Origin of the sequence: Mycobacterium sp. 852013-50091_SCH5140682, from assembly GCF_001665685.1 — a bacterium.
Lineage (GTDB): Bacteria > Actinomycetota > Actinomycetes > Mycobacteriales > Mycobacteriaceae > Mycobacterium.
This window is the reverse complement of record NZ_LZTB01000028.1, coordinates 24,161-44,567: the sequence shown is the minus strand read 5'-3', so window position 1 is coordinate 44,567 and position 20,407 is coordinate 24,161. Positions and strand designations below refer to the sequence as shown.

The following is a 20,407-nucleotide window of genomic DNA, read 5'->3' as shown; positions in this document are numbered from 1 at the left end:
CACAGAATGGGATCGTCACACCGAGCCAAAGGAGGCTCACGATGCACACGACAGAACTGGGCGTGGTGGTGATCGCACTGGCTGTGGTGCTGACCAGCGCCCTGGTGCACCGATCCGCCGGCGCGCGCCGTCGCGACGAGGTAAGCCCGGAAGAGCAGTGCCGCAGGGAGATTCGGGCGCTGCGCCGGGATGCGGGCCGCTATGTGCGGCCACGCCGTGCCGCGCTGTGGGCGGCAGGCTCGCCTGCGCAGCCGCGCTCGAAGCAGACGTCGAAATCTTCGGACGTGGGCGGTTGCGGCGGGTGCGGCGGTGGCTGCGGAGGTTGTGGTGGCTGCGGAGGCTGTGGCGGCTGAGCGCCGCCGAGGCCATGGAGGGCAGAGGGATGACATCGCGCTGGTCGGCACGGCGCCGAGAGGTCGGGTTCGAGAGGTCCTATGCCGCGGTGGCGGCACTCGAACTGCCGCAGGCGGTATTCAGGACGTGCCCGTGGCAGCCGCACGCGCTGATCAAAACCGGTTTGCGGCAGTGGTTGCGGTGCTGTGCTGCGGCGTTGGCCGACGATCAGCTGATCGGGATGCCGTCGCACGCAGTGGATGAGGCGTGGCACGGCCTGATCCTGTGCACCATGCGCTACCAGTCGTTCTGTGCGGATGCCTATGGGCGCTTCATGCACCACACGCCCGTCGGCGGTGCACCGGCCAACAGCCGCGCGGCAACAGAGCCCATGTCCGAGCAACTGCGCAGGACCGTCATCGCATGGGAACTCGTCGCGATGCCGGGCGAACAGTGCGTGCTGTGGGATCTCGACAACCGGGTCGGAGTGGACGAGCCGTGGGGCCTGTGCGCCGAGCGCGTCGCAGAGATCTGTGAGTCGGTCACCAAACTCACTGCCGCGGTGCGGTTCTGACGATGACCGGGATCAGGTTTTGCGTCGGGTCACGCGCGCCGGAATCGGCTCGGCAGCGACGACGGTGAAGGGCGTGTCCACCGGGAAGTCGTCGTGCAGCGAGGTCACTGCGACCTCGCGCACCAGGGTGGCCAGCGCCAGGGTCGCCTCCAGCATCGCGAAGTGATCTCCGACGCACGAGCGCGGGCCGCCACCGAAAGGCAGGTATTGCCAACGGCTTCGGCCTGCCGAGCGCTCCGGGGTGAACCGGTCCGGGTCGAACTCCAGCGGATCGTCCCAGAGGGCGGGGTCGCGGTGCATGGCGTAGAAGTTGACCATCGCCATCGTTCCCGCCTCGGCGCGGTAGCCGTCGACGGTGATCTCCTCGTTGAGCATGCGGGGGGTGCCCGCACCGGGCGGGCACAGCCGCAGCGACTCGTGCAGCACCCGCACGGTGTACTCCAGGTGTGGCACGTCCTCCGGGGTCAGGGGCCGGTCACCCAGTGCGGCGACCTCCGCGTGCACGCGAGCCTGGATGTCGGGGTGGCGGCCCAACGCCCATAGCGAGTAGCACAGTGTGGTCGAGGTGGTGTCATGGCCGGCGAGCACGAACAGCACCAATTCATGGCAGATTTCGTCGTCGGTGAGACGTTGCCCGGTGTCCGGGTCACTGGCCTCGATCAGGGCGCGAACCAAGGGCGCGTCGCGATCGGGGTCGGTGCGCACGGCGGTCAGGATCTCGTGGGCGAGCTGATGTAGTCGAGCATTGCCTGCCTTGGCCCGGCGCTGCGCCGGGGTGGGTACCCACTGCGGGAGTTTGACCGGTTGTATCGCGCGGTCCGATATCCATGACAACGACGCGCGCAACGCCGGGCCTACGTCTTCGGCGCGCTCGTCGAGGTCGAGCCCGAACACCGAGCGGCCCAGGGCCCGCAGCGTCAGGGTGCGGCACGCCGCGTCCAGATCGATCGTGGCGCCGTCGTCCCAGCTGTCGGCGACCGCCTGCGCGGCGTCGGCCATGTGTCCGGCGTACCGCGGGACATGCTTCTTCGTGAACATCGGCTGCAGGGTGCGCCGGCGGGGCAGCCAGCGGTCGTGCGGCAGATTGAGCAGGTTGCCGCCCATCAGCTTGCGCAGGTCGATCATGTTGATCGCGCCGCCGCGATCGGCGACCGCGTCGGGGCGGCCGAGGACATCGCGCGCACCCTGGGGCGAGGTGATCAGCAGGACCGGCGGGACAAGCCAGCGGGGGCCCAGCACGATGCGGCTGACCGGACCGCCCGCGTCGCGTAGTCGCTGATGCCCTTCGATGAAGAGCCGCAACGCCTTGAGCTGTTGGCGGTAGGGCATCGGATTGCGGGGCGCCAGCGGCAGCACACGGGTGGTGGCGACCGCAGGAGTGTCGATCTCGACCATGCGTCGAGTGTCGGCCCGGGCAGGTCCGCGGATTAGAGTAGGGCGTTACCCCAATTTCCCGGTGCGGGGATTATCGCTGGTGGCGATGCATGTGACGGTGCGGTCTCCCCGTTGCCAGGAGTCGGTGGTCGGGTACAGCACAAACAGCTTGATGGTCGCGTCGTTGACGGCATTCGGTGCGTAGTTGGTGAGCGCAGGCTTGCACTGGTCGGTGTACTTCATCACGGCGGCGTCACCGGGGAAAGCGCCGTCGGGCATGGTCAGCACCGAGAACACCTCGCCCTTGTGCGGCTGATCGCAGGTCACGGTGTGGACGTAGAGCACCCTGCTGCTGTCGGGCACGTCGCCCAGGCAGTCTCCGACCTTGACCTGTGTCGCCTGCGTCGAGTCGCGGTTCACCAGGTAATAGACCGCGGCGGCCGCCGCGACGGCGACGACCACGACGACTGCCACGAGGATCAAGATCCACTTGAGTGCCGAGGACTTCTTTTTCGGTTGGGCCGCGAACCGGCCGGACTCCGCGGAATACGGCTGCGGGGGCGGGGGTGGGTAATGCCCGGGCGGATTTGTCACGCCAGCAACCGTAGCGCCGCGTCGACGGCAAGGGCAGGCACGTCGGAGGTCTTGGAGCCCAGATCGTGCCGGGCGCCGGTGATCGCGACCAATTCGGTCGGACCGGCGACGAGCGCGATGGCGGCGGTCAGCTCGTCGAGCGTGCCGAACGGGTCGGCGCTGCCGTGGGTGAACACCGTCGGCACGGTGATCCGCGGCAGGTGCTCGGTGCGGGCACGCTCAGGCTTGCCCGGCGGGTGCAGCGGATAGGAGAACAACGTCAGGACATCCACGACAACGGGTGTCTCGGCGCCTTCGCCCGCCACCGCCATCGACGTCTGCCTGCCGCCGTAGGAATGTCCGCCTGCGATCACCGGACCGTCGTTCAGTGTGCGGGCCAGCGCCACTGCTTCGGCGATCCCGGCGCGGTCGCCTGCCGCCGACCCCGACGGCGGACCCTTGGGCCTGCGGCGCCGGTACGGCAGGTTGTAGCGGATCGCGAGCCAGCCACGCGAAGCCCATTCATCGCAGATCTTGACCAGCATCGGGGAATTCCGGTTGCCGCCGGCCCCGTGCGTCAGCATCACCACACCGTCCGGTGTGCCGTCGGGTTCGTGCGCGATGCCGTCGATCGGAGCCAGGCTCGCGTCCAGGTTCATGTGTTCAATCTAAAGAGTGCCGACACCGGGCCGTGCCCGTGGCCGAGCGGGTACGCCGCGCGCAGACATTCGGTGACCCATCGCTTGCCGAAGGCCACGGCGTCGGGCACCGAATAGCCGTGTGCGAGAGCACTGGCCGTCGCGGCGGCCAGGGTATCGCCTGCGCCGTGATCGTGCCCGGTGTCGACGCGTTCGGCGTCGAACTCGTGGAACTCCGTGCCGTCGAACAACAGATCGGGGCTGTGCGTGCTGGCCCGCAGGTGCCCGCCCTTGACCAGTGCCCACCGCGGTCCCAGGGCATGCAGGGCCCGGGCCGCGTCCTGCTGGCTGGCGGTGTCCACCACGTCGATGCCCGTCAGGAGCCGGACCTCATCGAGGTTGGGGGTGACCAGCGTCGCCAGCGGGAACAACCGGGTACGCAGCGCATCCAGAGCGCTCGGGTGCAGCAACGGGTCGCCGTGCATCGAGGCGCACACCGGGTCCACCACCAGCGGCACACCGAGGCTCAGCTGATCCCACGTCTCGGCGACGGTCTCGATGATGTCCGACGAGGCCAGCATGCCGGTCTTGGCGGCCTGCAGCCCGATGTCGGTCGCCACGGCCTCGATCTGGCCTGCCACCACGTCCAGCGGGATCTCGTGAAACCCCTTGACGCCCACCGAGTTCTGCACCGTCACCGCGGTGATGGCGACCAGTCCGTGCAGGCCGAGCATGGCGAAGGTGCGCAGGTCGGCCTGAATGCCCGCACCACCGCCGGAGTCTGATCCGGCGATGGTCATCACCCGGTGCGGGGCCTGGCCCGGTGGGGTCAGCGGCAGGAAGCTCTCGTGGTTCGTCACGGGGCTAAGGGTAGATACACGCGATTTCCGTGGTCGGCGAACTCCTGGGATTTCGCCGCCATGCCCTGCGCGATCTCGTCGGGCACTCCGTTCGGGTAGGCGTCGCGAATGTCCTGCGTGATCCGCATCGAACAGAACTTCGGGCCGCACATCGAGCAGAAGTGCGCGGTCTTGGCCGGCTCGGCGGGCAGGGTCTCGTCGTGGAATTCGCGTGCGGTGTCCGGGTCGAGTGACAGCGCGAACTGGTCGTGCCAGCGGAACTCGAAGCGGGCCTTGGACAGTGCGTTGTCCCGATCCTGCGCCCGCGGGTGACCCTTCGCGAGATCGGCGGCGTGCGCGGCGATCTTGTACGCGATCACGCCGTCCTTGACGTCCTTGCGGTCGGGCAGGCCCAGGTGTTCCTTCGGGGTGACGTAGCACAGCATCGCCGTGCCGGCTTGCGCGATGATCGCGGCGCCGATCGCCGAGGTGATGTGGTCGTATGCCGGCGCGATATCGGTGGCCAGCGGGCCAAGGGTGTAGAACGGGGCCTCTTCGCAGAGCTCTTCCTCGAGCTTGACGTTCTCCACGATCTTGTGCATCGGCACGTGCCCGGGGCCCTCGATCATCACCTGCACCCCATGGGATTTGGCGATCTTCGTCAGTTCACCCAGCGTGCGCAGCTCGGCGAACTGCGCCTCGTCGTTGGCGTCGGCGATCGAACCGGGTCGCAGCCCGTCACCCAGCGAGAAGGTCACGTCGTAGCGGGCCAGGATCTCGCAGAGTTCCTCGAAGTTGGTGTACAGGAACGACTCTGTGTGATGCGCCAGGCACCACGCCGCCATGATCGAGCCGCCGCGGGACACGATGCCGGTGACGCGGTTGACGGTCAGCGGGATGTAGCGCAGCAGCACGCCGGCGTGCACCGTCATGTAGTCGACACCCTGCTCGGCCTGCTCGATCACGGTGTCGCGGTAGCACTCCCACGTCAGTTTGGTGGGATCGCCGTTGGTCTTCTCCAGCGCCTGGTAGATCGGCACGGTGCCGACCGGCACGGGGGAGTTGCGCAGGATCCACTCGCGGGTCTCGTGGATGTTGCGGCCCGTGGACAGGTCCATGATGGTGTCCGCGCCCCAGCGCGTGGCCCACACCATCTTGTCGACCTCTTCGCCGATGGACGAGGTCACGGCCGAATTGCCGATATTGGCATTGACTTTCACGCCGAAGGCCTTGCCGATGATCATCGGCTCGCTCTCCGGGTGGTTGTGGTTGGCGGGTATCACCGCACGGCCGCGGGCCACCTCGTCACGCACCAGCTCGGGTGAAACCCCTTCGCGGGCAGCGATGAAGGCCATCTCTGCGGTGATCTCGCCGGCCCGGGCCCGCTGCAGCTGGGTGCCCCGGTCGCGGATCACGTTGGGCCGCGGGCGAAGGCCCGCGGTCAGGTCGATCACCGCATCGTCGTCGGTGTACGGCCCCGAGGTGTCGTACAGGTCGAGATGCTCACCGTTGGTGAGATTGACCCGGCGGAACGGCACCCGCACACCGTCGATCTCGCGGTAGACCTTGCTGCTTCCCGTGATGGGACCCGTGGTCACAGAGGAGAGGTCAACAGAAACGTCGGACAGCGTCATTACGCTCATCTCCCTACGCCGGCATTACCCGGTCAGGTTCAACGGTCGACGGGCCTACCCGTCCTCTCAGCGCACTCGGTGTGCACTCCCGTGTGGATTGGAATCGTGCGGGTACCAACCTAGCGCAGATGCCCCGCGGTGGGGAACAGCGGACCGGTTCCCAGGAGATTGGCAGCAGCGATCGGGACTGCAATGGAATTGCCGTCCGTTGATTTGCATAGCTAATATATACGTTCTGGGTGGTCCACGAACCTGACGATGACGACGACGAAGAAGATTGATGACGACTGAGACGACGACTGCGAACGAAACCGGCAGCGCTACCCCGCAGGCCGGTGCCGACACGGATTCGGCGGCCCTGGAGACGGCGCGCCGGCGGATCCGGATGGACCACGACCATCCGTTCTACAAGTGGATCGCGCTGTCCAACACGACGCTGGGCACCTTGATGGCGACCATCAACGCGTCGATCGTGCTGATCTCCCTGCCCGCGATCTTCCGCGGGATCGGGCTCAACCCGCTGGCCCCGGCGAACGTCAGTTACCTGCTGTGGATGCTCATGGGCTACCTCGTGGTGACGGCCGTGCTCGTGGTGCTGTTCGGCCGGCTCGGCGACATGTACGGCCGGGTCCGCATCTACAACCTGGGCTTCGTGGTGTTCACCGTCGCGGCCATCGCGCTCTCGGTGGACCCGTTCCACCTCGGCGGCGGTGCGGTGTGGCTGATCGGGTGGCGCGTGGTGCAGGGCGTCGGCGGCGCGATGCTGATGGCGTCGTCATCGGCGATCCTCACCGACGCGTTCCCGGCCAACCAGCGCGGCATGGCCCTCGGCGTCAACATGGTGGCCGCCGTCGCGGGCTCCTTCCTGGGTCTGCTCATCGGCGGTGTGCTGTCCGAATGGGACTGGCGGGCCATCTTCTGGGTCGGTGTCCCCGTCGGCATCCTCGGCACCATCTGGAGCTACCGCTCGCTGCGTGAACTGGGTGTCCGCAGCCCGGGCCGGCTGGACTGGGCCGGCACGCTGACGTTCGGCATCGGGCTGACCGTGCTGCTCACCGGCATCACCTACGGCATCCAGCCCTACGGCGGCTCCACCACCGGATGGCTGAATCCATGGGTGCTCGGCGCGATCATCGCCGGTGTCCTGATGCTGGTCGCGTTCTGTGTCATCGAACTGCGTGTCGCGCATCCGATGATGAACATCCGGCTGTTCCGCAGCACCGCATTCGGGATGGGCAACCTCGCAGGCCTGATGAGCTCGGTGGGCCGCGGCGGCCTGCAGTTCATGCTGATCATCTGGCTGCAGGGCATCTGGCTGCCGCTGCACGGCTACAGCTTCGAGTCCACCCCGCTGTGGGCGGGCATCTACATGCTGCCCATGACCATCGGATTCCTGGTGTCCGGTCCGCTGGCCGGAACCCTGTCCGACCGCTACGGGGCGCGGCCGTTCACGGTCGGCGGCATGCTGCTGATGGCGGTCACGTTCGTCGCGCTCGTGATGATTCCCGTCGACTTCAACTACTGGCTGTTCGCCGCATTGGTGTTCTTCAACGGCCTGGGCGGCGGCATTTTCACCGCACCCAACACCGCTGCCATCATGTCGGCGGTACCTGCCGCAGAGCGCGGCGCGGCCTCCGGTGTGCGTGCGACGTTCTTCAACGCGGGCTCGTCACTGTCCATCGGCATCTTCTTCTCGCTGATGATCGTCGGACTCGCCGGAACCCTGCCCACCGCGATGTCGAGCGGCCTTGAGCAGCAGGGTGTCTCCGCGGCGGTGGCCCACGACGTCGCCCAGCTGCCACCGGTCGGCAGCCTATTCGCGGCATTCCTTGGCTACAACCCGATCGCCGAGCTGTTGGGCCCGTCGCACGCCCTGCAGCAACCGGGGGTCAACGCCGATGTGCTGACCGGGCAGCAGTTCTTTCCGCAGCTGATCACCGAGCCCTTCCACTCCGGTCTGGTGGTGGTGTTCATCGCCGCAGCGGTGATGATGGTGCTCGGTGCGATCGCGTCGATGTTCAGCGCGGGCCGCTATGGGACCGAACCTGGAGCCGACAACGCGGCCTGAGAGGGTCCGGGTGCACCTACGCTGGCAAACGTGACCGAGATCGAGGAGAGCGAGCTCCAAATCCGCGGTTCGGTGCAACTGCGCCGGGACCGTTGCGCCACCACCGCCGACCAGCGGTGGAGCTCATCACCGCATCGGCGAAGTAGCCGAGGCGTACCGCCGCGGCTTGCCCGGTCCCAGTTCGGCGAGCGTCGCCACGCGGGTCACCTCGACCGGGCGACCCAGCAGCAGGGCCAGCGCGTCGGAGACCCGCTGCGGGTCACCGGATGCGATCACCGCCGAGATGTGGCCTGCCGCATCCTGTTCGACGCTCCACCCGCGGGCCCCGGCGGCCTGCAACTGCTGGGTGAGGTCGACGCACGGTACCGCGGCCCCGGTGGCCGCGGTGAAAACCGTTGCCTCTCTGCCTTCCAGGTCGGCCAGCGCGGGCCGACCGCGATGCGTGACCAACCGGGCGTAATCACCCGTGCGGTACCGCACCAGGGGCAGGAACTGGTTTTCACCGCACGTCACGACGACCTCGCCCGCCAACACCTCGACGTGCACGCGGCGCTCGGCGACGATGAATGGTCCACCGTCGTCACTGACCGCGATGGGCCGCGTCTCGTGCAAGCCGTAGATGTCCAGCACCGGACAGTCGTAGGCAGCATGCAGCGCGCGCCGCAACGGAGCGGTCAGCGTCATCGCCCCTGAGATCAACGCCAGCGGTCGCAGTGCCTGCGCCAGACCGGGTTCGAGCAGCACCTCCAGCGATGTGGGCGTCCCGCTGATCACCTGCGGATCGGTATGCCGCAGAAACTCGTCGCGCTGCGTGCGCCCGCCCGCCCATGTGGCGGGATGCAGGTTGAGCCGGGCCATCAACGCCTCGCCGAACCCCGGGAGCACGGAGGTGTAGGTGAATGCTTGCCGCTGAAAAACTGTCTGCGCCAAAGCAAGTCGATCACTCGCGGGTTCCCAGTGCGCGCCGACCAGGCTGCGCAGCCAGTGAAAGCCGCGAGCCAGCTCGTCGGGGTCGTCGGGCATCACCAGCGCCGCGCCGGTGCTGCCCGAACTCGTACCGTGCAGCATGCGGCTCAGGTCGGCGCCGGGCGGGACGAACGCCGCGATGTCCCCGGCCAGATCCTCGCGACCGATCAGCGGGAAGTCGGTGAGGTCGGTCAGCGGCCTGCTGTGGTGGCGGTAGGCGGGCAGCGTGCGGGCCAACGCGAGATGCTGCGGCAGCCAATCGTCAAGGGGCAGTTGGTGAGTAGCTGCCAGCTGCTGATCGGGGCGCAGCCGGTGTCCTGTGCGGTGACACCATGCCGGCGCCAGGCGATGATGTTCCAGGTCGGCCAACCGTTGCTGCCCGGCAGCGGACAGACCGGGCCAGCGCTCCTGATCGGTCAGCGCGACCTGGCCGAACGGGACGTAATCGGCGAGCCGCAACGGATCGTCACTCACTGTTGTACCGTGCCGCAGCTTCTTTGGCCTGGGCATCGGCCAGGCGGCGTTGCACGGCCATGCGGTGTTCATGGTCAGCCAGGGCCTGCGCCAGCGCACCTTCGCGTCGCACCGAATCCCGCATCTCGAACAAGGACCGGGCCTGCGCGACATCTTCCCCGTGCGGCAGCAGACCATCCCACAGCAGGAACGTGCGCACCACCTCGTCGCGGCGCTGGGCATCGCTGAGCCAGCGGCCCGGGTCGACCAGCGGCGCCACCCGAAAAGCCAACGCCAGCAGGGCTCGTGCGGCCATGCGTTCGTCCAGCGGCGCGCTGAACGGGCCGATGAGGTCCGCACTCGCGAACAACCACAATCCGATCGCGGCACCCCGGCGCGAGGCCGGTGCGCCTCGCTCGCAGATGCGCTGCGCTGCCGCCGCACATCCCGTGTGGTTGAACACGTCGCACGCGAGGGCCACCACGTCGACGGTGTCGGCGAGAAACGGTTGCGGTGTGCTGGCCAGCCGCGCGGCGACCTCGTCGACCGGCGGGCCGGGTCGCAGCCGCGACCACACCGCCTGCTCGTCCAGCCCTTCGGCGAACCAGTTCGCCAATTGCTCAGCCATGCAACACCGTCCGTCGATACGCGGCGATGTGGGCGGCCAACCGCGCGCAGACCCCAGGGGCGTCGGACATGGTGTCCAGGTAGTCGACGGCATAACCGGCCTCGGCGGCCGGCCCGGCGACCGTGCGGGACCGGTCCTGCACCAACAGTGTGGCGGTGTCGAGTTGACGCCGCACAGCCGCCGCCACCCCGGCGTACTCCTCCTGGCCTGCACCGAACAGCGACGCCAGGCCGTCGTCGGACAACACCACCAGGTGGCGCAGCTCGTCGTGGGCCCGGGCACTGGGCGGGTACCGCTCGGCGAGCAGGTCGAGCGGAAACGACGTGCCACCAGAGAAGAACGTGGTCAGCCGGCGCATGATCTCCATCCGGTCGCGGGTGAACACGCTGTCGCTTGCCACCTGGCCGGGGCCCGACCACGACGTCACCCGCACCCGCCCACCGCCTTTGAGAACGGAAAGCACCAGGATCGTGCCGGCAAGCACCGCGGGCGAGCCACGTTCGGGTTTCGGCATCGAGCCCGACGAGTCGATGTACAGATCCAGCGTGACCACTTCGGTAGTGGGAGACGGATCGTCCGGCAGGTGCGTGCGGCGCCGCGTCGTCACCCCGGGCACCACCACCGGGTTCACGGCAAGGGTTGCCGGCCAGTCGATGTCGGCGACTTCGTCGTCGAGTTGCCACGTTTCCAGCGGCCCCGGGATACCCGCCGTGGTGACACCGCGGCCCTGTTGCAACAGCGGAGAAACCCACGGCCGGGCTTGCGCCTCGTACCAGGCGAGCATCACCGCGTTCGGATCGGAGCCCTCGAACAGGGCCAATGTCTGTGCGACACCGTACTGTTGGCCCGCGGCGGGCTCCTGCGCCGGAGCGCCGACGGCCGTAGCCGCGGGGTGCACCGGGGTCTCGGTGAGCCGCGGATCAGCCAGCACCTCGGCGAGTTCGGATGCGGTGGCGGGTGATCCGCCGGCTTCCGCGCAGCCGCCGCCGGTCACGTCGGCCTCCCCGGCGGTGATGGATTCCAGTACCAGGTAGGGCACCAGCACCATGCCGAAGGTCAGCGCACCACCCACCGGGTCGGCCCCGAATGTCCGGACCGCCTCCGCGACGTATTCGGCATCGGTGACCGGTTGTACGGGCTGGCTGAGCAGCAGCTCATCCTGCAGCGCCCGCACCCGCAGCGCCGCTGCCCGGTGGGCACGTTCCTTCTCCCGGAGATCCTCGCGGACCATCGACACGTCGAGCGTGGCCGGGTCGATCTGCTGGCGGGCCCGCGCCTCCTCCCGGGCTGCTTCGGGCACCACGGGAGGATCGTTGGGACACAACGTGTTCGACGGCAGCGACCACAGCAGCTCATAGGTCCGCATCAGCACCCACCAAAACGCGTTGGACACCGGGTCCCTGGCCGCGAGGGTGCGCCACAGCGCGATCATGTCCGGCTCGGTGCCGGGCTGGCGCCTGCGCTGCATCCGCACCACTCGATCGTTGATGAGTATGTCCGACCACAGATTGGACAGCTTCTGCGCTGTCTTGTTGACGGGGATGGACCGGCGAGGGTCGCTCGCCACGATGGCCCGGGCCATCTGCTGCAGCAGCTTGAACGACACGATACGGGTGCTCGGGGACAGTACGTGATGGCCGATTTCATGCGCGAAGACGCTGACCAGATGGTGCTGAGCGCCGTGGCGGGCGAGCTCGTCGACGTCGATCGAGATCGACGGCGGGAAGGAAAACCACGCGAAGGTTCCGGTTGCACTGTCGCGCACCATGTTCGGTAGATGCAGCTGCACACCCCACAGCTCCAGTGCGGCCCGCCAGGCCACCAGTTCGGTGTCGGTCGGTGCCCGGCCGGTCATGCCGGCCAGATCTCGGCCAGATACGAGGTGGGACGCACCACCAACTGCGCGGTCCGGGGACCGTCGGCGGGCGTGGCGTCGGTGGGGGAATAGGACAGCACGTGGCCGAACACGTCGGCATCGATCTGCCGACGCTGGTTGCCGACGCTCACCGACCACCGCCCCGGGCCGTGGCATACGGGGTCGGTAGGCGGGTGGTCCCACGTGCCACCGAGTCCGGTGAAACCGCCGATCCGCGCGATCAACTGGCCCTGCGGCCGAAGCGGCCAGTAGAACCGGTCCACCGCCTGCCCATCGGTGAACGGCACCACTGCGTCGGCGGGCAGGCCGAGTACCGAGGCCGCGACATCGATTGGCAGCAGCTGTAATCGGGCCAGGGCGTCGGCACGGATACCGAGCACCCCGGAGCGCCAGGCGGCAACGGCGGCGACGTTGACCATCGCGTCGGGCGGCACCGAGACCCCGCGCAGTGCATGGCGGTAGCGGTGTGGATCACCGCCGAAGCGCGCCACGTTGTCGGCCGAGAGCGCGAGGTCGAGCCCCGGCACCGTGGGTAGGTCGACTTCCGCGGGTACGTCGAGATTCACCTGGTGGTATGCCCGGGCAATCACCTGCCGCTCTCCAACCAGTGCAGGTAGTTCGAATACCGTTGGTAGAGATACTTGAGCGCGACCAGATCATCGAAATCCCGGCCGTAGATCTTGCCGACGCTCGAGATCGTCGAAATCCTGGACTCGATCGAAGTCAATCGCCGCGACACTTCGAGGGCGTCCACGCCGTCGAGGCCGCGGCCGAACTGGGCGAGCAGTTCGGCCACCGGGTCCTCGTCGTCGCGGGCCAGCGCGACGAACTGCCGGCACGAGGTGTCGAACAGATCGGTCAGCCAGCTCGCCGGGTCCGATGCCAGCTCGCGGTCCGCGCCGGTGTCGAACCTCGGATGCGCGGGGTTCGGTAACAGCTTGCCGCGCAAGGCGAACGGCACCATGGCCCGCACGTCCTCAAGGGTGACGGTGTCGTTGCCCCGGAACCAGGCCAGTGCCTTGGCGTAGAGCACCAGATTCTGCAGCGACCGTACGGACACCCCGTTGACGGTCTGTGCACCGAGATCGACCTGCAGATCGGCACCCGAGTTGGCGTCGATGATCTGCTCGACCTCAAGTCCCGCGGTGGCCACCACGTCCTTGGTGCGGTACTCGAAACGGCGGCCACCGTGCTGGACGAATTCGAAATGGCTGACGAAGAACTCCACGCGGCGGCGCACCTCGGTGGGCACCGGGATCGCGCGGATCTGCTCGACCATCGCGGCCTGCTCGGCGGCGGTGAACACCAACTCGGCAGGCACGTTGTCCTCCGGGCGGTCACCGGCTTCCACGCGGGTCACCAGCTCGTCGAGGAACCGGCTGTTGAATCCGAAGGCCTGCACTGTCACGTCGATCCGGTCACGCAGTGCCTGGATCACCGGGAAGGTGCCACCGCCGCCGTCGTCGTTGGCGGTGAAAAACCAGCTATGCACGCCGTTTTCAGGTGTGGTGACGTGCATCTGGTCGTGGCTTTCGACGTAGCCCTCGGCGACCATGGTCAGCAGCGCGGACTGCGTCTTGGTCGGGATCCGGTTGTACTCGTCGACAATCTTGACCGGCGCCGTCAGCCAGCTCTTCCACGCGATGGTGATCTCGGCGAGGCTCCCGGCTTGCACCAGGTCACGCGGCAGTGGAATCCCGACCAGGTCACCCACGGTCAGCTGGGGTTGGCCCTGCTGGACGTGGCGGCGCACATCGGAGGGCGCCGATCCGGCCAGGACGCCCATCAACACCGCAAGGGTGGTCTTGCCGCGGCCCGGTCCACCGATCAGCAGACACCTGCCGCCCACGGCGAAAGTCAGAAGGGGCACAAGGACATTGGATGAGTAGGCCGGTTGCTTGGGCAGGCTCAGAGCGGCGCCGGCATCGCCGAGCGGATAGTTGACCGTGGTGTCCGAGCCGAATTCGACGTCGTAGAACGGGGAGATGACGGCCTTGTTGATCAGCCAGAAGTAGGACCGGCGGAGCTTCTCGTCGAGCGTGACCGTCGCGACGACCGGCGGGGTGAACAGATCCGAGGCGGTGAGGCCGTCGGCAGGCGCGTGGTGCACGGGCAAGGTCGGCGATGTGGACACCGCGCTCCACCTGTTGGTCATCTGCCCCTCCCGTCGCGCCAATGCTAACCGTCCGGAGTCGGCCGTCCGAGCGTTGATTCTGCGTCCACGGCGTGGCTCACTCGCACTTTTGCGCCCTGAGCGCAGAGTCAGCGGGTAGAGGACTCAGCTCAGCTCGACGACGACCGGGGCGTGGTCGCTGGGCGCGGTGGTGCCCTTCTTGGGGCGCCGCTCGTCCTTCACGATCTCGGCATGCGTGACGCGGGCGGCCAGGCCGGGGGAGCCGAGGATGAAATCGATGCGCATGCCCCGGCGCTTCTGGAATGCCAGCTGGGTGTAGTCCCAGTACGTGTAGATTCCCGGGCCGGGCGTGAAAGGCCGCACCACGTCGGTGAATTGGGCGTCGTTCATGGCCTGGAAGGCAGCCCGCTCGGGCGCGGAGACATGGGTGCTGCCATCGAATTTGGCCATGTCCCAGACATCCTCATCGGTGGGAGCGATGTTCCAGTCGCCGACCAGTGCGATCGGCATCTGCGGGTCTTCACGCAACCAACCGGCTGCGGTATCACGGAGGGCGGCAAGCCAATCCAGTTTGTACGTGTAGTGCGGATCGGCCAGGGTACGGCCGTTGGGCACATACAGACTCCACACCCGCACGCCGCCGCACGTGGCCCCCAGTGCGCGGGCCTCGGCGGTCGCCTCTTCTTCGGGCTTGCTGCTCCACGTCGGCTGCCCGTCGAAGCCGATCTGCACATCCTCAAGGCCGATGCGCGACGCGATGGCCACCCCGTTCCACTGGTTGAGGCCGACGTGGGCGACCTCGTAGCCGAGCGCGGCGAACGGCATGGTGGGGAACTGCTCGTCGGTGCACTTGGTCTCCTGCATCGCCAGCACGTCGACATCGGCACGGGACAACCAGTCGGTGACACGGTCGACACGGGTGCGGATGGAGTTGACGTTCCAGGTGGCCAGGCGCATGGGGTTAGAGCGTACGGGCGTCGACATAGTGGCCGTGGTGGTGCAGCCGGAAACCCATCGCGGTGTACATCGCGATGGCGGGGTCATTGCCGACTTCGACCTGCACATAGGCGTGTTGGGCCCCCGCCGCGCCGCCCCACGCGATCAGCGCCTCGCACAGTGCCCGGGCGTGGCCCTGCCTGCGGCTGTCGTCGGCCGTCCGGATCGACGAGATGCCGAGCCATCGCGTGCCGTCGGGAGCAGGCGTGACGGCCCCGCGGCCGACCGCCCGGCCCGCCACGGACGCGAACGTCAGCTCGCCGTCGACCACGGCCGTCAGGACGTCGACGGGTACCTCACGCCGATAGCCGGCCAGCCACGCTGCGTCGGGCCGCGGGACCAGCGCGACGGCCTGCGGCGCCGGGGCCGTCGTGTCGAGGGGGCGCACCATGACACGGTGTGCCTTGACGCCGGGAGTCCGGATCGGCAGCAGCCGCTCCGGTAGGGCCAGCCACGGTGGCAGGCCCCGCTCGCGATACCAGTCCACAATCGCGGGCAGGTCGGCGATCTGCGCTGACATATCCAGCGGGACAGCCGAATTGGCGCGGCTGGTGACACCGCCACCGGCCCGCAGGAACCAGCCCCGATGCCAGTGTTGCTCGGTGCCCGGCCAGGCCAGCGCGGCCGCGTGCTCCAGGGCCCGGATCTCCGAGGCGCGCACCGGGGTGTGAGACAGCTCCCGCACGCTGACGATGTCGCCGGGATCGATGTCGACGAGCTCGCCGGATTTGGTGCGCACCAGCACGGTGGGCTCGACCTGCTCCACATGCCCGACGACGTCGGTCAGCGGTTTGGCTGAACCCGAAGGTAGGCGGTAGCGCAGGCTGACCCGCGTGCCCGGCGTCGGCAGCACCACTGGCATCAGTGCCCGAACGGGTCGGCATCCTCGCCGGGCATCCAGGACAGGCCCGGCACGCCCCAATGGTTGCGCTTCACCGCACGTTTGGCGGCGCGCGCGTGACGGCCAACGAGCTTGTCGATGTAGAGGAAACCATCGAGGTGGCCGGTCTCGTGCTGAAGCATGCGGGCAAACAAATCAGTGCCCTCCAACGTGATGGAGTTACCCTCTGCGTCCAGTCCTGTGACGCGCGCCCACTCGGCGCGGCCGGTGGGGAATTGCTCACCCGGCACCGACAGGCAACCTTCGTCGTCGTTGTCCGGGTCGGGCATGGTCTCGGGAATCTCGGACGTCTCGAGCACCGGGTTGATGATCACGCCCCGGCGGCGGTTGTTGCGGGTGCGCGTATCGGCGCAGTCGTAGACGAACAACCGCTTGGCGACGCCGATCTGGTTGGCGGCCAAGCCAACCCCGTTGGCGGCGTCCATCGTGTCGTACATCGTCTGGATCAACTCGGCGAGATCAGCCGGGAGTGTTCCGTCCGGTCCGACGGGTACCGGCTCGGTCGGCTTATGCAACACGGGATCTCCGACAATGCGAATCGGTACGACAGCCACGGGGGAAGCTTAGGCGGAAATGCTTCCCACCCGACTCGCGGGCTTATGTGTCACGCCAAGCCAGCAAGCCGTGGTTGAATAATCGCCGAACCACAGCGATGTCATTTCTCGAGTGTCGGAAGGGTCCAAGGGAGCAATATGGACGGCGCCATGGCGCGGACTGAGCGATCCGGGGATGACTCTGATCTGACCGACGGGCTCACCCGACGCGAACACGATATTTTGGCATTCGAACGCCAATGGTGGAAGTACGCGGGCAGCAAGGAAGACGCGATCAAAGAGCTGTTCTCCATGTCGGCGACGCGGTACTACCAGGTGCTCAACGCACTGGTGGACCGCCCGGAGGCATTGGCCGCCGATCCCATGCTGGTCAAGCGGCTGCGCCGGTTGCGGGCCAGTCGGCAGAAGGCCCGGGCTGCGCGGCGGCTCGGCTTCGACGTCACGTAGGCCAGCGCCGGTGACGGGTCGGGCAATTCGCTCGATACAGTGGACCCGATGAATCAGCGAGAATCCTCCGGGCTACCCCTGCGTGCCATGGTGATGGTGCTGCTGTTCCTCGGGGTGGTTTTCCTGTTGGTCGGATTCCAGGCGATCGGCTCAGGCGACGACTCCTCGGGGGACAGCTCCACCGTGTCCTCGGCGACGACCACGACGACCACCGCCACGTCCGCCGCCGCCAAGGCCGCGCCGGACCCAGCCAAGACAGACGTCCGGGTGTACAACGTTTCCGATGTCCCCGGTGCTGCGGAAGGCACTGCCAACCGGTTGCGCGAGGCACACTGGCATGTGACCGAGACCGGCAACCTCACGTTGGACGGTGTCACCGGCACGACAGTGTTCTTCGGCGACACCCCTGGAGAGAAGGAAGCCGCTGATGAGGTGGGCAAATTGCTGGCCGCTCCGGTCGAACCTCGACGCGCTGAACTCAACGAGCAACCACCGGGCGTGATCGTGGTGGTCACCGGCTAGGCTTTGGCCCATGCTGAAGCCCGTCAGTGTCGCTGTCTTGTTCGCCGCCCCCGTTGTCGCGCTGAGCGCCTGCAGCCCGCCTGGTCAGGTGCCGTCCGACACTCCCGGTACCACTCCGTCGGTCTGGACCGGATCGCCGTCCCCGTCGGCGGCGCCCGGTGAGCACGGCGGCCACGGAGCCGCCCCCGCGACCACCGGCGCCCAGGCTGCCGGCGAGACCCTGACCGCCGACCTGAAGACCGCCGACGGCACCTCCGTGGCCACCGCCGAATTCCAGTTCGCCGACGGCTTCGCCACTGTCACCGTCGAGACCACCGCACCCGGGAAGCTGGCCCCCGGATTCCACGGCCTGCACATCCACTCCGTGGGCAAGTGTGAGGCCAACTCGGTCGCCCCGACCGGTGGCGCCCCTGGCGACTTCAACTCCGCAGGTGGGCATTTCCAGGTGGCCGGGCACACCGCGCACCCCGCCAGCGGCGACCTGAGCTCGCTGCAGGTGCGTGCCGACGGTTCGGGCAAGCTCGTGACCACCACCGACGCCTTCACCGCTGCCGACCTGCAAGGCGGCGGCAAGACGGCCATCATCATCCACGAGAAGTCCGACAACTTCGCCAACATCCCGCCGGAGCGCTACCAGCAGATCACCGGTGGTGCACCCGGCCCCGATGAGGCCACTATGGCCACCGGCGACGCCGGCAAGCGCGTGGCCTGCGGTGTCATCGGTACCGGCTAGCAGCCGCATCGATTTTGCCGGCTCACCCCGTCCCACGCTCGGGGTGGAATGGGAGTTCGCTCTCGTCGACGCCGGCAGCCGGGAACTGAGCAACGAGGCCGCCGCGGTGATCGCCGACCTCGGCGACAACCCGCACGTTCACAAGGAGTTGCTGCGCAACACCGTCGAGATCGTCACCGGGGTGTGTGAGAACACCGCGGAGGCGATGGACGATTTGCGCGGCACCCTTGGATCCGTACGACGGATCGTCGAGTCGCGCGGCATGGAGTTGTTCTGCGCGGGGACGCATCCGTTCGCGAAGTGGTCGACACAGCAGCTCACCGACGCACCGCGCTACGCCGAGCTGATCAAGCGGACCCAGTGGTGGGGACGCCAGATGCTGATCTGGGGCGTGCATGTGCACGTCGGTATCTCGTCGGCGCACAAGGTGATGCCGATCATCTCGTCACTGCTCAACCAGTATCCGCACCTGCTGGCGCTGTCGGCGTCCTCCCCGTTCTGGGAAGGGGAGGACACCGGATACGCCAGCAACCGGGCGATGATGTTCCAGCAGTTGCCGACCGCAGGCCTGCCGTTCCAATTCCAGTCGTGGCCCGAGTTCGAGGGCTTCGTGCACGACCAGAAGAAGACCGGCATCATCGACCACCTCAACGAAATCCGTTGGGACATCAGGCCGTCGCCTGGGCTGGGCACCGTGGAGGTCCGCATCTTCGACGGTGTCTCCAACATCCGCGAGCTCAGCGCCCTGGTGGCGCTGACGCATTGCCTGATCGTCGACCTGGACCGTCGACTCGACGCCGGCGAGTTGTTGCCGACCATGCCGCCATGGCATGTGCAGGAAAACAAGTGGCGTGCAGCGCGCTACGGCCTCGACGCGGTGATCATCCTCGACGCCGACAGCAATGAGCGGCTGGTCACCGATGATCTCGACGAGCTGCTCAACCGGCTGGAGCCCGTGGCCAAATCTCTGAAGTGCAGCGAGGAATTGGCCTCGGTCGCCGACATCTACCACTCGGGGGCGTCGTATCAACGACAGCGCCGGGTCGCCGAGGAGAACGACGGCGACCTGCGTGAGGTCGTGGACGCCCTGATCGGTGAGCTTGAGCTATAGGGTGAGTTGATGCGGCGTTCGATGACGGCTGTGATCGCCACTGCGGCCATCTGTCTCGCCGGCTGCACCGAGGTCACCGCAGGCGCGCCGATGGCCGACCCGGATCAGACCGGGATCACGACGACCACGACCACGACGTCACGGCCGCGCCCGACGCCGACCTCCAACCCGTTGCCGCCCGAGGTGACCCCAGGCACCAGCGCTGCCAGCACGCCGCCTCCGAACGGCATGTCCACCACGTGCGACGAGTACTCGGCATTCGACGACCCGACCAAGATGGGCATGGTCCAACTGCTCGGCGACAACGGCTACCCGGGGCTGAAGAAGAATCCGTTCCTGTGGGTGAGTTTCATCGGGGCGATGTGCGTGCTCGCCGATCCCGGCGCCACGGTGGTGCAGGCGATCAACAAGAAAGTTCCCGGCTGACCCGTGACCGCGACACCGATGTTTCCCCTCGAGATGGCGATGCTGCCGGGTGAAGAATTGCCGCTGCGCATCTTCGAACCCCGCTACGTCGCGCTGGTGAGCGATTGCATGGCCATGACCGAGCCGGCCTTCGGCGTCGTACTGATCTCGGCCGGGCGCGAGGTCGGCGGGGGCGACCAGCGATGCGACGTCGGTGCGCTTGCCCGGATCGTCGATTGCCAGAACTTCGGCGTGGACCGCTACCGGCTCAGATGTGTTATGGCCGAACGTATTCGGGTGTTGCGCTGGCTGGACGACGATCCGTACCCGCGGGCTGAGATCGAAGTCTGGGACGATGAACCGGGCACTGCCGACGCGTCGTTGCTGGCCGATGTGCAGGACCGTATGGTGGCACTGTTCGATTTGATCGGCGAGGCGCGGGGCGTCGCGTTCCACAGCCGCGACATCGTCACCGCCGCCGCGGCCGACCCGATCGATCCGCTCTACGCGCTGGCCGCCCGGGTGCCGATGGGGCAGGCCGACCGGTATTCGGTGCTGTGCGCACCGAGCGCCGCGGCCCGGCTGGACGCGCTGAGTGAAGCCGTCGACACGGTGACGGCCATGGTGGAGTTTCAACTGTCCGAGTAG

General features: G+C 67.6%; 22 protein-coding genes and 1 riboswitch. Of the genes, 9 read left to right on the top strand and 13 right to left on the bottom strand.

Annotated elements, in window-relative coordinates:
• Positions 1–41: 41 nt before the first annotated feature.
• On the top strand, positions 42–353 hold the full coding sequence (locus A5784_RS38745; RefSeq protein WP_197514679.1) for a hypothetical protein: 312 nt from the start codon (positions 42–44) through the stop codon (positions 351–353).
• Positions 354–382: 29 nt separating this feature from the next.
• Entirely contained in the window at positions 383–907 is a 525-nt protein-coding gene (locus A5784_RS09200) for a UCP032817 domain-containing protein (protein ID WP_064944714.1), read from the top strand.
• A gap of 12 nt (positions 908–919) precedes the next feature.
• On the opposite strand, the gene A5784_RS09195 is transcribed toward A5784_RS09200, so the two are convergent.
• The 5 genes from A5784_RS09195 to thiC form a co-directional block, all read right to left on the bottom strand.
• A complete protein-coding gene (locus A5784_RS09195) occupies positions 920–2,302 on the bottom strand; it encodes a cytochrome P450 (protein WP_064944493.1) in 1,383 nt (460 codons plus the stop codon).
• A gap of 45 nt (positions 2,303–2,347) precedes the next feature.
• Complete coding sequence (locus A5784_RS09190) at positions 2,348–2,875, bottom strand: septum formation family protein (RefSeq protein WP_064944490.1); 528 nt, start codon at positions 2,873–2,875, stop codon at positions 2,348–2,350.
• On the bottom strand, positions 2,872–3,513 hold the full coding sequence (locus A5784_RS09185; RefSeq protein WP_064944488.1) for an alpha/beta hydrolase family protein: 642 nt from the start codon (positions 3,511–3,513) through the stop codon (positions 2,872–2,874). The genes A5784_RS09190 and A5784_RS09185 overlap by 4 nt, the downstream gene beginning before the upstream one ends.
• Positions 3,510–4,292, bottom strand: a complete 783-nt coding sequence (thiD, locus tag A5784_RS09180; RefSeq protein WP_197514682.1) for a bifunctional hydroxymethylpyrimidine kinase/phosphomethylpyrimidine kinase — start codon at positions 4,290–4,292, stop codon at positions 3,510–3,512. Before thiD ends, A5784_RS09185 begins: the two co-directional genes overlap by 4 nt.
• 56 nt (positions 4,293–4,348) lie before the next feature.
• Complete coding sequence (gene thiC / locus A5784_RS09175) at positions 4,349–5,965, bottom strand: phosphomethylpyrimidine synthase ThiC (RefSeq protein ID WP_064944484.1); 1,617 nt, start codon at positions 5,963–5,965, stop codon at positions 4,349–4,351.
• Positions 5,959–6,067: riboswitch (TPP riboswitch) on the bottom strand. Its footprint overlaps the gene before it by 7 nt.
• 283 nt (positions 6,068–6,350) lie before the next feature.
• Here thiC and A5784_RS09170 point away from each other — a divergent pair.
• A complete protein-coding gene (locus A5784_RS09170; RefSeq protein WP_064944713.1) occupies positions 6,351–8,033 on the top strand; it encodes an MFS transporter in 1,683 nt (560 codons plus the stop codon).
• Between the two features lie 126 nt (positions 8,034–8,159).
• Here A5784_RS09170 and A5784_RS09165 read toward each other — a convergent pair whose 3' ends face one another.
• From A5784_RS09165 to A5784_RS09130, 8 genes are all read right to left on the bottom strand, one after another.
• On the bottom strand, positions 8,160–9,473 hold the full coding sequence (locus A5784_RS09165; protein WP_197514678.1) for a phenylacetate--CoA ligase family protein: 1,314 nt from the start codon (positions 9,471–9,473) through the stop codon (positions 8,160–8,162).
• Entirely contained in the window at positions 9,466–10,080 is a 615-nt protein-coding gene (locus A5784_RS09160; RefSeq protein ID WP_064944482.1) for a hypothetical protein, read from the bottom strand. The genes A5784_RS09165 and A5784_RS09160 overlap by 8 nt, the downstream gene beginning before the upstream one ends.
• Complete coding sequence (locus A5784_RS09155) at positions 10,073–11,935, bottom strand: hypothetical protein (protein ID WP_064944480.1); 1,863 nt, start codon at positions 11,933–11,935, stop codon at positions 10,073–10,075. The genes A5784_RS09160 and A5784_RS09155 overlap by 8 nt, the downstream gene beginning before the upstream one ends.
• Positions 11,932–12,546, bottom strand: coding sequence for a hypothetical protein (locus A5784_RS09150; RefSeq protein ID WP_064944478.1), 615 nt, complete (start codon positions 12,544–12,546; stop codon positions 11,932–11,934). Before A5784_RS09150 ends, A5784_RS09155 begins: the two co-directional genes overlap by 4 nt.
• Positions 12,543–14,111, bottom strand: a complete 1,569-nt coding sequence (locus A5784_RS09145) for an AAA family ATPase (protein WP_064944476.1) — start codon at positions 14,109–14,111, stop codon at positions 12,543–12,545. The genes A5784_RS09150 and A5784_RS09145 overlap by 4 nt, the downstream gene beginning before the upstream one ends.
• Positions 14,112–14,234: 123 nt before the next feature.
• The gene (locus A5784_RS09140) at positions 14,235–15,047 is read right to left on the bottom strand and encodes an exodeoxyribonuclease III (RefSeq protein ID WP_064944474.1); all 813 of its coding nucleotides are present in this window, start codon (positions 15,045–15,047) and stop codon (positions 14,235–14,237) included.
• Positions 15,048–15,051: 4 nt separating this feature from the next.
• On the bottom strand, positions 15,052–15,948 hold the full coding sequence (locus A5784_RS09135; protein WP_064944472.1) for an N-acetylglutamate synthase, CG3035 family: 897 nt from the start codon (positions 15,946–15,948) through the stop codon (positions 15,052–15,054).
• Positions 15,948–16,541, bottom strand: a complete 594-nt coding sequence (locus A5784_RS09130; RefSeq protein ID WP_064944470.1) for a peptide deformylase — start codon at positions 16,539–16,541, stop codon at positions 15,948–15,950. The genes A5784_RS09135 and A5784_RS09130 overlap by 1 nt, the downstream gene beginning before the upstream one ends.
• Before the next feature lie 138 nt (positions 16,542–16,679).
• Between A5784_RS09130 and napA the strand changes: the two genes are divergently transcribed.
• Genes napA through A5784_RS09100 form a run of 6 tightly spaced genes read left to right on the top strand, consistent with a single transcriptional unit; the run spans position 16,680 to position 20,407 of the window.
• Positions 16,680–16,988: a nucleoid-associated protein NapA gene (gene napA / locus A5784_RS09125; protein ID WP_029370048.1), complete on the top strand. Its 309-nt coding sequence runs from the start codon at positions 16,680–16,682 to the stop codon at positions 16,986–16,988.
• Between the two features lie 48 nt (positions 16,989–17,036).
• A complete protein-coding gene (locus A5784_RS09120) occupies positions 17,037–17,510 on the top strand; it encodes a LytR C-terminal domain-containing protein (RefSeq protein WP_197514677.1) in 474 nt (157 codons plus the stop codon).
• Positions 17,511–17,520: 10 nt separating this feature from the next.
• Positions 17,521–18,243, top strand: a complete 723-nt coding sequence (sodC, locus tag A5784_RS09115) for a superoxide dismutase[Cu-Zn] (RefSeq protein ID WP_064944466.1) — start codon at positions 17,521–17,523, stop codon at positions 18,241–18,243.
• Positions 18,224–19,354 carry a glutamate--cysteine ligase gene (locus A5784_RS09110; protein ID WP_064944464.1) on the top strand — a complete coding sequence of 377 codons (1,131 nt, stop codon included), beginning with the start codon at positions 18,224–18,226 and terminating at the stop codon, positions 19,352–19,354. The genes sodC and A5784_RS09110 overlap by 20 nt, the downstream gene beginning before the upstream one ends.
• Positions 19,355–19,363: 9 nt before the next feature.
• Entirely contained in the window at positions 19,364–19,780 is a 417-nt protein-coding gene (locus tag A5784_RS09105; RefSeq protein WP_064944463.1) for a hypothetical protein, read from the top strand.
• A gap of 18 nt (positions 19,781–19,798) precedes the next feature.
• Complete coding sequence (locus A5784_RS09100) at positions 19,799–20,407, top strand: LON peptidase substrate-binding domain-containing protein (protein WP_064944711.1); 609 nt, start codon at positions 19,799–19,801, stop codon at positions 20,405–20,407.